Raw genomic sequence first — 13,901 nt, 5'->3', positions numbered from 1 at the left:
GGCCCGTTCCGCTGCCCGCGCCGCGGCCCGCCCGGCTCACTCCTCGGCGGCGGTGACGTCCTCCCGGTGCCGTGCCGCCAGCTCCAGGTACATCGTGGCATTGAGCTTGATGCCCTCGCGCTCCTCGTCGGTCAGCTCCCGCTTGACCTTCGCCGGCACCCCGGCGACCAGCGAGCCGGGCGGGACCCGCATGCCCTGGGGGACCAGCGCCTGCGCGGCGACCAGCGAGCCCGCGCCGATGTGCGCCCCGTTCAGCACCGTGGCCCCCATACCGATCAGGACGTCGTCCTCGACGGTGCAGCCGTGGATCACCGCGTTGTGCCCGACCGAGACCCGCTCGCCGACGGTCACCGGGAAGCCGGGGTCGACATGCACCGTGCAGTTGTCCTGGATGTTGCTGTCGGCGCCGAGCACGATCGGGCCGCAGTCGGCGCGCAGCACCGTGTGGTACCAGACGCTGGCTCCCGGGCCCATGGTGACCTCGCCGAGCACGACGGACGTCGGGGCGGTGAAGGCCTTCTGATCGACCTTCGGCTCCTTCCCGCCCACCGGTGAAAGCAATGGCCGTGCCGTCATCCTGGATCTCCTCACCGTTCTGCGCCGCGCCAACAGCACCGTAGACGACGGGCGCGGCGCCGGACGGGGACGGCCGCCGGTGGGGCGAAGATCACAGCCCGGGGCGCGGCCGGCCGGCCGCGGGCTGAGTACGGTGTGCGGGTGCCGATAAACCAGAACGTGTTCTCGTCTGTCGCGGCCTGGCGGCGCCGGGCGGTGTCGCGCGCCGTCCACCGCGGGGCGCGCTGGGTGCGGGAGACCGCGGCCGTGACGGCCGACCGCCCGGGTCCGTACCGCTTCCGCCGGATCGGCACCGGCACCCGGCTCGCCTACCCGCAGGGCACGGTCTTCGGCGACCCGTGGATCGAGCTCGGCGAGCACTGCATCATCGCCCAGGACGTGACGCTGACGGCCGGCATGATGCCGGACCTCGACCTGGGCGCGGAGCCGATCCTCACGCTGGGGAACGGCGTCGTCCTGGGCCGCGGCAGCCATGTGATCGCGGATGTCCGGCTGACGATCGGCGATGACTGCTTCTTCGGCCCCGGTGTCTACGTCACCACCACCAACCACAGCTATGACGACCCCGAGGTGCCGGTCGGCAAGCAGTGGCCGCGCAGCGAGCCGGTCGCCATCGGGCCCGGCAGCTGGATCGGGACCGGTGCGGTGATCCTGCCCGGGGCACGGCTGGGCCGCAACGTGGTGGTCGCGGCCGGTGCCGTGGTCCGCGGTGAGGTCCCCGACCACGCGGTGGTCGCCGGCGCGCCCGCCCGGATCGTCCGCCGCTGGGACGCCGGGCAGGGCTGGCAGCCGCCCCTGCGCACACCGGCCCCGGTCCCGATCCCCGAGGGCGTCACCCCGCAGCAGCTGGTCGCGCTGGAGTCCTGGGAGGCGGAGCAGGCCGGGGAGGCGTACGAGACGTCCTGAGCCGGCATCAGCTCCGTCGGGCGCGGTCGGTCCCGCAGGCGTCAGCCGCCGGAGGCGAGCAGCGCCGAGCCGACCAGCGCAAGGGAGGCGCCGGCTGTCTGGACCGCCCGCAGCCGCTCCTTGAGGATGCCGAGCGCGGCGAGCGTGGTGACGACGGGGTAGAGGGAGGCGAGCACCGCCGCCATCGTGACCGGGCCGCTGTGGGCGGCGAGGGCGTAGGTGCCGTTCGCGGCGACATCGGCGATCCCGACGAAGGCGAGTGCGGGCAGCGCGTCCCGGAGGGCCGGGAGGCCGCCCTCGGGCAGGGCCGGTGTGCCGCGCCGCACCGAGGCGCAGAGCGCGGCGCCGCCGACGGCGACATTGCACAGCCGCTGCACGAACAGGGCGAGAAAGAGCCCGGTCACGGTCGTCGACGCCGCCGAGATCAGCACCATCACCGCACCGAAACCGAGCGCCGAGACCAGCGTCAGGACAATCGTCCGGCCGGCCACGGAGGCACCGCTGATCCGTGGTCCGCCGGCCAGCACGACACCGACCACCGCCACCAGCATGCCGGTGATCTGGAGCGCTCCCGGCCGCTCACCCGCCACGAGCCCGACGCCGAGCGGTACCAGCACGCTGCCGAACGAGGCGAGCGGGGAGACCACGCCCATCGGACCGAGCGCCAGGGCGCGGTAGAAGCAGAGCATGGCGGCGGGCCCCACGACGCCCGCGCCGACCGCGAACCACAGCTGCGGCCCGGCCTCCCGCCAGCCGCCGGTGGCCAGCACGACGGCGCCCAGCACGACGGCGGCCAGGGTCTGCGAGACCACCACCACGGTCAGCGCCTGCATCCTTCGGGTGAGCAGTCCGCCGCCGAAGTCGGCGAGCCCCCACAGAAGGCTGGTGGCCAGGGCGAAGACCGCTGTCATGGTGAAACCTCGCAGTACAGTGAACCGGACGCTGAAGTACACCACACCGTAGTGCAGCAAGCTGCACTGTGGAATCGAATATATTGGCCTCGACTTGGACGGACCGTGACGGATCTCGACCAGCTCACGCAGTCGCTCGCCCGCAACCTCAAACACTGGCGCGCCGAGCGCGGCTTCACCCTCGATGCGCTGGCGGCCCGTGCCGGCGTCAGCCGCGGCATGATCATCCAGATCGAGCAGGCCCGTACGAACCCGAGCGTGGGGACCACTGTCAAGATCGCCGACGCGCTCGGCGTCAGCATCACCACCCTCCTCGACTACGAACAGGGCCCGCAGGTGCGCATCGTGGCGCCGAGCGAGGCGGTCCGGCTGTGGTCCACCGACGCCGGCAGTTCCACCACGCTCCTCGTCGGCGCCGAGGCGCCCGGACCGTACGAACTCTGGGACTGGCGACTGATGCCGGGCGACAGCAGCAGCTCCGACCCGCACCCGCCCGGCACCGTCGAACTGCTGCATGTCCGGGCCGGCACCCTGACGCTGACCGTGGACGGCGAGGAGCACGAGGTGCCCGCGGGCTCCTCGGCGACCTTCGAGGCCAAGACCGCGCACGGCTACCGCAACGACGGGACGGAACCGGTCGAGATGACCATGTCGGTGATCATCCCGGCCGTCCGCTGAGACGGCCCGGCCACCGCTGCGCACCGACTGTTAGCTTGGCGGGTATGCCCGTGCCGATGGATGCTTTTGACGATGTCCGGCCCGCCGTCGAGCGCCTGGACCTGCTGCCCGGACCCGTGGCCGCCGCGATCCGGTCCTGGAGCGGCTCGGTGCCCGTCGAGGAGCTGCGCCACGTGGACACCGATCCGTCGATCGCGGACACCGCGCTGCTCGTCGAGCACCACGGTCCCTGGCTCCTGGAGCAGTCGGCGAACTGCGTGGTGGTGGCCGGCAAGCGCGGCGGCGAGACCACCCTGGCCGCCTGTGTCGTCCTCTCGCACACCCGCGTCGACGTCAACGGGGTGGTGCGCCGTCAACTGGGTGCCCGCAAGGCGTCGTTCGCACCGATGGACAAGGCCGTCGGCGACAGCGGGATGGAGTACGGCGGGATCACCCCCATCGGCCTGCCCGCGGACTGGCCGCTGCTCGTGGACGCCGCCGTCGTCGATACCCCGTACGCCCTGATCGGCAGCGGCAGCCGCCGCGGCAAGCTCATCGTGCCCGGCAAGGCACTGGCCGAACTGCCGGGCGCAACGGTCTTGGACGGGCTGGGCGTCGTCTAACGGCCGCGCGCCCCAGGGGCCTCCGCCGGGCTCCCGGGCGGTCCGTCACTAACCGGAATGCCCACCGCGTGTCCAGCCGCCCCTCGTCGGAGGACGGTGCGCAGCGCGCTCGCGCCGGGACGCATCGCCCGTTCCCGCCTCAGCTCAGCCGAGGTATCTCGATCGCCGGGCAACGATCCATCACCATGTCGAGGCCGGAGTCGCGCACCCGGTCCCAGGCCGTCTCGTCGACCACACCGAGCTGGAACCAGACCGCCTTCGCGCCGACCGCCACCGCCTCATCGGCGACCGGGCCCGCCAGCTCGCTGTTGACGAAGACATCGACCACATCGACCGGGAAGGGGATCGCGGAGAGCGAGGGGTACCCCTGCTCGCCGTGGACGCTCTCCGCCTTCGGGTGCACCGGCACGATCCGCTTGCCGTAGCGCTGCAGCACCTCCGCGACGCCGTGCGCCGCACGCTGCTCGTTGCCGGACAGGCCCACCACCGCCCAGGTGTCGCCGAGTTCGGTCAGGATTCTGCGGATCGTCCTGGGGTCGCCGTACACGCACTGCCTCCTGCGTCGGAAGGGGTCCTGTGCGGCTCAACGGACGGCGGGACCCGGAGATTCCCGTCGCGGGAGACGACCGCACCGCGGGGTGAACGGCAGCCGGTGCGCGCCGCACGACAGACGCCCCGCCCGAAGGGGAAGACGGGCGGGGCGGGTCTCTGTACGGTGGCTCAGTTCGCGCCGCGGGCCACTCCGCTGCCGGCCATCCCGGCGCCGACCTTGCCGCTCTTCCCGGTGCGGGCCGGCTTGCCGATTCCGCGGCTGTTGCCGACGGGCTCGGCCCCGCCGGCCCCGGTCCCCGGCCGGGGTGCCACGGGCGCGGCCTGCTCCCGCGCCTCGGTCCCGGACACCCCGGCCAGCGCCGTGCGCAGCTCCTCGGTGTCCACCAGCATGCTCACCGGCCCGGTCGGGTTGAGGTACAGGGCGTGCCCCGGCGGCAGCTGCTCGACGAGTTCGGCCACCGGCCGGCGGTCGTACAGCAGCCGGCCCACCGACTCCAGGTAGCTCTGCGAGGTGTAGACGGGGATCACCGGGGTGCCCTCGGGGGAGGCGGCGGCCAGCGGCGACCCGGTCGCGGTCACCAGCACGGAGACCTCCGCGCGCGCCAGCGCCTCGGAGACGTCCTGCCCCGGCCCGTAACCGGTCGCGGCGAGCTGGAGCGCGCAGTCGACCGCATCCGTCGGCTCGGACCAGTCCAGCATCTGGGGCGACGGCCGGTACTCCGGATTGTCCCGCCACTCCTCGATCTCGCCCGTCGGCCCCGAACGCCACTGACCGATCAGCGCCCAGAGCGGAGGCGGGCCCTCTCCCCGCCAGGTCAGGTCCACCATGGCCAGCCAGTGGTCGGGCGCCTCGCGCGCCGCCTCGATGACCTCCGGCGGGGGCTCGGGCATCTCGTCGCCCGTCACGGGCACGCCCGCCGTCATCGCCTGCTGTGTGCTCTCTTCCATGCAGCCCTCCGCAATCCCGCCGTTCCTACCTGTACGAGCGGGGCCCCGGAAACACGAGGCTCTCGCACTGGCCTCACAGTGCCCACGAGCAGCGCGGACGTCGCTCCGACGCACCGTGCGGACGGGGCGGGTACGCCGCGTGGCCGTGCGCACTGCGCCCGGACGGCGGACCCCCGCGCCCTTACGGCGGACACCTCAGCGCGGCGCGGGCCACCGGCACCGGCCGCTGTCCGCCTGTCACCGGGGCCGCATAGGCTGGTGCGATGCAGGAGCAGTACCGCACGCTCGCGCGCGAGGGTGTCCACGAGATCGAGATCAACAAGTCCCGCTTCCTCTGTGCGCTCGCGCCCGTCGCGACCGAGGCCGAGGCCCAGGACTTCATCGCGCGCATCCGCAAGGAGCACCCCACCGCCCGCCACCACTGCTTCGCCTATGTCCTCGGCGCCGACGGCGGTGTCCAGAAGGCGAGCGACGACGGTGAGCCCGGCGGCACGGCGGGCGTCCCGATGCTGCAGATGCTGGTGCGCCGCGAGGTCCGCTACGTCGTCGCCGTCGTCACCCGCTACTTCGGCGGCGTCAAGCTCGGCGCCGGCGGCCTCATCCGCGCGTACGGCGGCGTGGTCGGCGAGGCGCTGGACGCGCTGGGCACGGTCACCCGGCAGCGCTTCCGGCTGGTGACGGTCACCGTCGACCACCAGCGGGCGGGCCGGGTGGAGAACGATCTGCGCACCACCGGCCGGACCGTGCGCGAGGTGACCTACGGGGCGGAGGTCCACATCGAGATCGGGCTGCCGGAGTCCGATCTCGACGCGTTTCGCGCCTGGCTCGCGGACACCACCGCCGGTACCGCGCGACTGGAACTCGGCGGGGAGGCGTACGGGGAGGTCTGACGTCGGCTTGCGGTGGCGGTGGCGGTTGACGGTCGATCGGCGGGCCCCGGGAGTGACGGGTGTCGTCTGTCGGCCGCGCTGTCCGTGACGTCCTGTGGGGCGGGCCGTGGGCAGCGGTGGAATGTCCGGTCAGGTGCGGTCCGGGGCGGCGCGGTGGTGTGCCGGTCGTGTCACCGCACCGGCCACGGATGCGAGAATGAGGCCCGCAAGGGACGGGGTGCGGACAGCGGCCGCCGTGGTGGGGACCGGTCTCCGGGCCGTGTCGGGTCGGTGCTGAAGCGTGGGTTCTCGGAGGGGAAATATGCAGGTCGGAGTGGCTGGGTGAGAATTCTGCACACCTCCGACTGGCATCTGGGACGGTCCTTTCACCGGGTGAACCTGCTCGCCGCCCAGCGCGCGTTCCTCGATCATCTTGTCGAGACGGTGCGGGCCCGGGAGATCGACGCGGTGCTGGTCGCGGGCGATGTCTATGACCGTGCCGTGCCGCCGCTCGCCGCCGTCGAGCTGTTCGACGACGCCCTGCACCGGCTCGCCGGTCTCGGTGTCCCGACGGTGATGATCTCCGGCAACCATGACTCGGCCCGCCGGCTGGGCGTCGGCTCCGGGCTGATGGAGCGGGCCGGCATCCACCTCCGGACCGACCCGGCCGGCTGCGGCACCCCCGTGCTGCTCGCCGACGCCCACGGCCCGGTGGCGTTCTACGGGCTGCCGTATCTCGAACCGGCCATGGTCCGCGACACCCTCGGGGCCCGCCGTGCCGACCATGCGGAGGTGCTCGGCGCGGCGATGGACCGCGTCAGGGCCGACCTCACCGACCGGCCCACGGGGACGCGTTCCGTGGTGCTCGCGCACGCCTTCGTCACCGGCGGCGCGGTCAGCGACAGCGAGCGCGACATCACCGTCGGCGGGGTCGCCTCGGTGCCCGTGTCCGTGTTCGACGGGGTGGACTACGCCGCCCTCGGGCATCTGCACGGCTGCCAGACCCTCACCGAGCGGGTCCGCTACTCCGGATCGCCGCTCGCGTACTCCTTCTCCGAAGCCGGCCACCGCAAGTCGTCGTGGATCGTCGACCTCGACGCGGACGGTGCCGTGCACGCGGAGCGGGTGGACTGCCCGGTGCCGCGGCCGCTGGCCCGTGTCCGCGGGCGGCTGGAACAGCTGCTGGACGATCCCGCGGCGGACCGGCACGAGGACTCCTGGGTCGAGGCGACCCTCACCGACACCGCCCGCCCGCACGAGCCCATGGCCCGGTTGGCCAAGCGTTTCCCGCACCTCGTCAGCCTGGTCTTCGACCCCGACGACGGGCCCACCCGCTCGCTGGCGTCGTACGCGCAGCGGCTGCGCGGGCGCAGTGACCAGGAGATCGCCGAGGACTTCGTGGAACACGTACGGTCCGGCCGCGCGGCCGACGAGCAGGAGCGGGCCGAACTGCGTTCGGCGATCGACGAGGTACGCGTCGACGACATGGCGGCCGAGGTGGCGCGTTGAGGCTGCACCGGCTGTCCCTCACCGCCTTCGGGCCGTTCGGCGGCACCCAGACCATCGACTTCGACCGGCTGACGCGGGACGGTCTCTTTCTGCTGCACGGCCCGACGGGCGCGGGCAAGACCTCGGTCCTGGACGCGGTGTGCTTCGCGCTGTACGGGTCGGTGCCCGGGGCGCGGCAGAGCGGTCAGGCGCTGCGCAGCGATCTGGCGGACCCGCTGACCCTCACCGAGGTCGTCCTCGAACTGACCGTGGGCGAGCGCCGGTTGGAGATCACCCGGCTGCCCGAGCAGCCGCGTCCCAAGAAGCGGGGCAGCGGCACCACGAAGGAGAAGGCGCAGAGCCGGCTGCGGGAGTTCGTGCCGGCCGGGGAGCCGGCGGACGGCGCGGGACCGGAGGGTGGCAAGGGGCCGGAGGAGGGCGACGGGCCGGACGGCGGCGGGCACTGGAAGGCGCTGAGCCGTTCGCACCAGGAGATCGGCGAGGAGGTCGGCCAGCTGCTCGGCATGAGCAAGGAGCAGTTCTGCCAGGTGGTGCTGCTGCCGCAGGGCGACTTCGCCCGTTTTCTGCGGGCCGATGCCGAGGCGCGCGCCCGGCTGCTGGGACGGCTCTTCGACACCCGGCGGTTCGCCGCGCTCGAGGAGCAGCTGAACGCGCGCCGCAAGGCCGCCGCGGACACCGTCACGGCGGGGGACGAACGGCTGCTGGCGCTGGCCCACCGGATGGCGCAGGCGGCCGGTGAGAGCGCCGACCTCACCGACCCCTCGGTACCGGCGCCGGACCGGTCCGGGGCCGCGCCCCAGGGCGCACCGGCACGCGGACGCGCGGCGGCGCCCGGTGGCCGCGGCCGGGCGACGGCGACGGCCACGAAGCGGGCGACCGTACCGGGACAGGCCGGGGCCGTGGAGCCCGCCGGCTCCGCCGCAGCGGCCCGTACCGGCGGCGCCGAAGACCCGCCCGCCCCGGGCCCCGGTGAGCCGGGCTTCGCGGACACGGTGCTGGTCAGGGCGGCGGTCGCCCGGGTGAGCGCACGGGAGCGGCTGACGGTCGCCCGCTCCGCGCTGCACGCCGCCGAGGCCGCCGAACGTGCCGCGGCCGGGTGCTGGGAAGCCGCCCGGGAACGTGACCGGCTCCAGCAGCGGTACGCGGACGCCCGGCGCCGGGCCACCCGGCTCGACGACCGTGCCGAGGAGCGGGAGCGGACCCGCGAGCGGCTGGAACGGGCCCGTGTGGCCGCGGAGGTCGCGCCCGCGCTCGCCCTGCGCGACGCTGCCTGGCACGAGCTGGACGCAGCGCAGCGCACCGAGCGGCGGCACCGGGACCCGCTGCCGCCGGACCTCGCCGACGCGGAGAGCGAGCAACTCGCCGCACGGGAAAGGGAGCTGCGGGAGGACCTGGGGTCGCTCGGTGCGGCCCGCCGGGCCGAGCGGCGGGCCGCCGATCTCGCCGCGGAGCGGTCCGCCCTGGACCGTGAGGCACGCGCCGACGAGCAGACGCTGCTGGACGCCGCCGAGTGGCTCGCCGCTTGGGACGACGCCCAGCGCGCCCACCAGCAGCGCATCGAGACGGCGCAGGAGGCCGCCACCCGCGCCGAACACCTCGGCGCCCGTATCGAACCGGCCGCCGAACGCTGGGAGGCGGCCCGCCGCCGCGACCGGCTCAGCGGGGAGGTCCGTGCGGCGGAAGCGGAGCTGCTCGCCGCCAGGGGGCGGTCCGCGGCGGCCCACGAGCACTGGCTCGACCTCAAGGACCGGAGGCTGCGCGGGATCGCCGCGGAGCTGGCGGAGGGACTGCGTGACGGTGAGGCCTGCGCGGTGTGCGGCGCGACCGAGCACCCCCGTCCGGCCCGCGCCGGAGCGGGCCATGTCGACCGGGCCGCTGAGGAGGCCGCCCGGGAGGCGTACCGACAGGCCGAGGAGACCCGGGGGCAGGCGGAGACCCGCTGCCAGCCGGCCAAGGAGGCGCTTTCCGCCGCGGCCGCCACGGCGGGGGACACCCCGGCCGGCGAACTCGCCGCAGAAGTGGAGGAGTTGCGTGCCGAGCACACCCGTGCCCATGCGCGGGGCGCCGACCTCCATGCCGCCCGTGAGGCGCTCGCCCGCGCCGAGCGCGAATACGAACGACGCCGCGCCGGACAACAGCAGGCCGAGCGCCGGGCCGCGGCCCGCACCTCCCACCGGGAGGCGCTGGAGCGCGAACGGGCCGCCCTGGAGGAGGAGCTGACCCGGGCGCGCGGTGACAGCGCGAGCGTCGCCGACCGGGCCGCCCGGCTGGAACGGCAGGTGGCCCTGCTCGCCGCGGCGGCGGAGGCGTCCCGTACGGCCACCTCCTGCGCCCGGCGGCTCAAGGACGCCGACGCCGGACTGTCCGACGCCGCCTTCCGCGCCGGATTCGACACCCCGCAGGCCGCCGCCGAGGCGCTGCTGGGCGACGACCAGTGGCGGGCGCTGCAAGGGCGGCTCGATGCATGGCAGGCCGAGTCCGCCGCCGTGGAGGCCGAGTTGGCCGATCCGGAGACCGCGGCCGCGGCGGTGCTGCCGCCCGCCGACCCCGCCGCCGCACAGTCCGCGCACCAGGCCGCGACAGCCCGGCTGCGCACCGCCTCGGCCTCCCATGCGGCGGCCCAGGAGCGCTGCACCGAACTCGACCGGCTCTCCGCCCGCGCCGAGGACGACGCCCGCGCGCTGGCCCCGCTGCGCGCCTCGTACGACCGCATCGCCCGCCTCGCCGCACTCGCCTCCGGTACGTCCAGCGAGAACGAGCGGCGGATGCGCCTGGAGTCGTATGTGCTCGCCGCCCGGCTCGAACAGGTCGCGGCCGCCGCCAGCGCCCGGCTGCACCGGATGTCCGCCGGCCGCTACACCCTCGTGCACTCCGACGAACGGGCCGGCGGCGCCCGGCGTTCCGGCCTGGGGCTGCATGTCATCGACGCCTGGACCGGCCACGAGCGGGACACCTCCAGCCTCTCCGGCGGCGAGACCTTCTTCGCCTCGCTCGCGCTGGCGCTGGGCCTCGCCGATGTCGTCACCGACGAGGCGGGCGGCACGCGCCTGGACACCCTCTTCATCGACGAGGGGTTCGGGAGCCTGGACGAACAGACCCTGGACGAGGTGCTGGACGTGCTGGACTCACTGCGCGAACGGGACCGCAGCGTCGGCATCGTCAGCCATGTCGCCGACCTCAAGGCGCGGATTCCCGCCCAGCTGGAGGTCGTCAAGGACCGGTCGGGCTCTACGGTCCGGCATCGCGTACGGGGGTGAGGGGGCGGGGGCGGGGTGAGACCGCGGGATGGGTGAGGCTGTGGGCGGGCCGCCCCCGTCGCCGCCCCCACCTGCCCCGGAGCCGCCACCCCCGCCCCCATCCACCCCGCCGCCGACCTCATAGCCCCGCAGCCCCTCGCGCTCTCCCGTGAACCGGAACCCGGACCGTTCCAGGACCCGTTGTGATGCCACGTTCTCCGGTTCGGTCAGGGCGTACACCGTGCGTACTTCGGGGCGGGCCGTGGCCCAGCCGGTGAGCAGTCGCGTGGCGTCGGTCGCCCAGCCGGTGCCGCGTGCGGAGGGGGAGAGGTCGTAGCCGATCTCCACGGAACCGTCGGTGTCCGGCGGGCCGTGGAATGGTGACGAAGCGCAGCCCCGACTCCCTTACCGCGGGCGCCACATGGGAGAGGTCGGGGGTGGGGCGCAGCTCCGGTGTGTCGGGATGCGGGCCGATGAGCACCGGCTCGCCGTCCACCCACCACACCCGCGCCTCGCCCACCGCGGCGAAGTCCTCGCAGGCGCGCAGCACCACACCGCCGGTCAGGAACTCCTCCTGGAGGGCGACGAAGCGGGCGACGACCGAGGAGAGCCGCTCGGTGTCCCGTGCGTCCGGCACATAGGCGGCCTCGTGCCATTCGTGCTTACGGGACTTGACCCAGTCCTTGACGACGAGGGGGCGGGGCCGGCCCGGTTCGCCGAGCCCGGCGGCGAGCCGGGCCAGTGCCGCCCGGTCCGGAGCCCGGCCGGGCGCGCAGGGGAGCCAGGCGCTTCGCGGGGTGAGCGCCCGGAAGGTGTCGTACCAGCCGGGGAGTTCATGGGCGGTGCGATACGCCGCGGGGGAGGTCAGCAGCCGGCAGCCGCGCGCGGTGAGCGCCCGGTCCAGCTCGGTACATCGGTCGGCGGGCAGCATCCAGCCGCGGTACCAGACCGGCCCGGCGTCGCGCGGGACGCGTGCCACCGCCGCTGCGGCGTCCCCGGCGAGCAGCGCCTCGTGGTCCAGCACCGCGGTCGCGGCGCCGGCCGTCCCCGCCGTGGCGGCCTCGGCCGCGTAGTGCGGATCGGGACGCCGGGGACGCAGTGGGTCACCGGGAAACAGGAGGAGCGGCCGGTCCGCCGCGAGCGCCGCTGTCATGTCTGCGGACCCTACGGACGGCGGCGGCCGGCCACAACGGCACCGCGTCATGGCCGGCCGCCGCGCCGGAGCGCTCGGTCAGAGCGCCGACAGCTCGCTCAGCAGGTCGTCCAGGCCCAGCGACCCCTGTGACAGCGCCGCCATGTGCCAGGCCTTGAGGTCGAAGTCCGCGCCGTGCCGGGCGCGGGCCGCCTCCCGGCCCTGGAGCCAGACCCGTTCACCGAGCTTGTAGCCGATCGCCTGGCCGGCCATGCCCTGGTAGCGGGTGATCTCGCTCTCGACGAAGTCGGCCGGGCGGCTGCTGTGCCGGGCGAAGAACTCGTGCGCGAGCTGCGGCGTCCAGCGCTCTCCCGGGTGGAAGGGCGAGTCGGCGGGGATCTCCAGTTCCAGGTGCATCCCGATGTCGATGATGACCCGGACCGCCCGCATCATCTGCGCGTCCAGGTAGCCCAGGCGCCGTTCCGCGCTGGTCAGGAAGCCCAGTTCGTCCATGAGCCGCTCGGCGTACAGCGCCCAGCCCTCGGCGTTGGCGCTGACGATGCCCACCGTCGTCTGGTACCGCGAGAGCGTGTCGGCGACATGGGCCCACTGCGCCAGCTGGAGGTGATGGCCGGGCACCCCCTCGTGGTACCAGGTGGAGACCAGGTCGTACGCCGGGAAGCGGGTCTCGCCCATCGTCGGCAGCCAGGTGCGGCCGGGGCGGGAGAAGTCCAGCGACGGCTGGGTGTAGTACGGGGCGGCGGCGCCACCGGGCGGGGCGATGCGTGACTCGACCCGGCGCACCCGCTCCGCCAGTTCGAAGTGGGTGCCGTCGAGCGCGTCGATGGCCTCGTCCATGAGCGCCTGGAGCCACTGACGGGTCTCCTCGACGCCCTCGACGGCCTCGCCGTGCTCATCGCACCACGCCAGCGCCTCCCAGGGCGTCTTCGCGCCGGGCAGTACCTTCTCGGCCTCGGCCTCCATCTCGGCCAGCAGCCGGTGGAATTCGGACCAGCCGTACGCGTACGCCTCGTCGGCGTCGAGGTCGGCGCCGTTGAAGTAGCGGGCCAGGCGGGTGTAGCGCTCCCGGCCCACCACGTCCGGCGCGCCCTCGACGGCGGGGGCGTAGGTGTCACGGAACCAGTCGCGCAGCTCCACCAGGGCGCCGGTCGCCACCTCGGCGGCCTCGGTCAGCTCGGCGCGCAGCGCGTCCGGGCCCGGGTCGGTGAACTCGGCGAACCAGCTGCGGTCCGTGCCGATCCACTCGTCCAACTGGCCGATGACGGTGCGGACCTGGAGCGGTCCCGCGGGCAGGTTCCGCTTGCGGCCGGCGTCGAGGGCGGCGCGGTAGCCCTCCAGCGCGGCGGGTACGGCGCGCAGCCGCTGGGCGATCGCCGTCCAGTCCGCGTCGGTCTCGGCGGGGGTGACCGTGAAGACCTCACGGACGTGGTGCAGCGGCGAGCTGAGGTTGCTGACCGTGCGCAGGCCCTCGCCCGCCTCGTGGACCGCCAGCTCGGCGGTCAGCCGCTCGCGCAGCAGCCGGGCGCAGATCTGCTCGGCGGCGCTGTCCGCGCCCGGCCGGGTCTCGGCCTCGGCGAGCTTCTCCAGCGTCGTACGGGCGAGCTGGGCCACCGCTTCCTGGCCCGTCGGAGAGAAGTCGGGGAGCTTGCCGGAGCTCTCGGCGACACCGAGGAAGGTGCCGGTGATCGGGTCCAGGTCGACGAGGGCGTCGACGTAGGCGTCGGCGACCTCGCGGGGCAGCGGGCCGCCCCCGGGAGTAGTGGTGTTGGACATACGGCCATCCTCGTACGGATCATGCGCCGCGTCACCATCAAAGAGCCGTACGTTCCTGTCGCTTTACGGCGCCATTGCCTTGTGCGGCGGCCGGCCGGGCGTCCGCACCCCCCCCCCGCGGGGGGGGGGACGGGGCGGGGGCGGCGCCGGGCCCCCAAGGGAGAGAGGGGGGGGGGGGGAGAGGGGTA

11 protein-coding genes and 2 pseudogenes are annotated in these 13,901 nt (G+C 74.3%); 6 read left to right on the top strand and 7 right to left on the bottom strand.

Annotated features, from left to right (window positions below; genetic code table 11):
• Nucleotides 1-36 precede the first annotated feature (36 nt).
• Nucleotides 37-576, bottom strand: a complete 540-nt coding sequence (locus ACWC9R_RS36000) for a gamma carbonic anhydrase family protein (RefSeq protein WP_450737994.1) — start codon at nt 574-576, stop codon at nt 37-39.
• 135 nt (nt 577-711) lie between these two features.
• Between ACWC9R_RS36000 and ACWC9R_RS35995 the strand changes: the two genes are divergently transcribed.
• Entirely contained in the window at nt 712-1,482 is a 771-nt protein-coding gene (locus ACWC9R_RS35995) for an acyltransferase (protein ID WP_450737993.1), read from the top strand.
• A gap of 41 nt (nt 1,483-1,523) precedes the next feature.
• Here ACWC9R_RS35995 and ACWC9R_RS35990 read toward each other — a convergent pair whose 3' ends face one another.
• Nucleotides 1,524-2,393 (bottom strand): EamA family transporter, encoded by an 870-nt coding sequence (locus tag ACWC9R_RS35990; protein WP_450737992.1) that lies wholly within the window; start codon nt 2,391-2,393, stop codon nt 1,524-1,526.
• Between the two features lie 105 nt (nt 2,394-2,498).
• On the opposite strand from ACWC9R_RS35990, the gene ACWC9R_RS35985 reads away from it, so the two are divergent.
• Together ACWC9R_RS35985 and ACWC9R_RS35980 are read left to right on the top strand one after the other, a co-directional pair.
• Nucleotides 2,499-3,071, top strand: coding sequence for an XRE family transcriptional regulator (locus tag ACWC9R_RS35985; protein ID WP_450737991.1), 573 nt, complete (start codon nt 2,499-2,501; stop codon nt 3,069-3,071).
• 44 nt (nt 3,072-3,115) lie between these two features.
• Nucleotides 3,116-3,673, top strand: a complete 558-nt coding sequence (locus ACWC9R_RS35980) for a YbaK/EbsC family protein (RefSeq protein ID WP_450737989.1) — start codon at nt 3,116-3,118, stop codon at nt 3,671-3,673.
• A 139-nt stretch (nt 3,674-3,812) separates the two neighbouring features.
• Here the strand turns inward: ACWC9R_RS35980 and ACWC9R_RS35975 are convergent, their stop codons facing one another.
• Both ACWC9R_RS35975 and ACWC9R_RS35970 read right to left on the bottom strand, forming a co-directional pair.
• Complete coding sequence (locus ACWC9R_RS35975; protein ID WP_450737987.1) at nt 3,813-4,220, bottom strand: CoA-binding protein; 408 nt, start codon at nt 4,218-4,220, stop codon at nt 3,813-3,815.
• A 173-nt stretch (nt 4,221-4,393) separates the two neighbouring features.
• The gene (locus ACWC9R_RS35970) at nt 4,394-5,173 is read right to left on the bottom strand and encodes a type VII secretion system-associated protein (RefSeq protein WP_450737986.1); all 780 of its coding nucleotides are present in this window, start codon (nt 5,171-5,173) and stop codon (nt 4,394-4,396) included.
• Nucleotides 5,174-5,436: 263 nt separating this feature from the next.
• On the opposite strand from ACWC9R_RS35970, the gene ACWC9R_RS35965 reads away from it, so the two are divergent.
• From ACWC9R_RS35965 to ACWC9R_RS35955, 3 genes are all read left to right on the top strand, one after another.
• On the top strand, nt 5,437-6,063 hold the full coding sequence (locus tag ACWC9R_RS35965) for a YigZ family protein (RefSeq protein WP_450737984.1): 627 nt from the start codon (nt 5,437-5,439) through the stop codon (nt 6,061-6,063).
• A gap of 321 nt (nt 6,064-6,384) precedes the next feature.
• Nucleotides 6,385-7,551, top strand: a complete 1,167-nt coding sequence (locus ACWC9R_RS35960; protein ID WP_450737982.1) for an exonuclease SbcCD subunit D — start codon at nt 6,385-6,387, stop codon at nt 7,549-7,551.
• On the top strand, nt 7,548-10,808 hold the full coding sequence (locus tag ACWC9R_RS35955; RefSeq protein ID WP_450737981.1) for an AAA family ATPase: 3,261 nt from the start codon (nt 7,548-7,550) through the stop codon (nt 10,806-10,808). The genes ACWC9R_RS35960 and ACWC9R_RS35955 overlap by 4 nt, the downstream gene beginning before the upstream one ends.
• A gap of 213 nt (nt 10,809-11,021) precedes the next feature.
• Here ACWC9R_RS35955 and ACWC9R_RS35950 read toward each other — a convergent pair.
• From ACWC9R_RS35950 to ACWC9R_RS35940, 3 genes and pseudogenes are all read right to left on the bottom strand, one after another.
• Nucleotides 11,022-11,135 (bottom strand): annotated as a pseudogene (locus ACWC9R_RS35950) (GNAT family N-acetyltransferase); the annotation flags it as partial.
• An 88-nt stretch (nt 11,136-11,223) separates the two neighbouring features.
• Nucleotides 11,224-11,718, bottom strand: a pseudogene (locus tag ACWC9R_RS35945) (ATP-grasp domain-containing protein); the annotation flags it as partial.
• Nucleotides 11,719-12,018: 300 nt separating this feature from the next.
• A complete protein-coding gene (locus ACWC9R_RS35940; protein WP_450737980.1) occupies nt 12,019-13,713 on the bottom strand; it encodes a DUF885 domain-containing protein in 1,695 nt (564 codons plus the stop codon).
• Nucleotides 13,714-13,901 lie beyond the last annotated feature (188 nt).

Source organism: Streptomyces sp. NPDC001219 (assembly GCF_053597915.1).
This window is presented reverse-complemented; position numbering and strand designations above follow the sequence as displayed.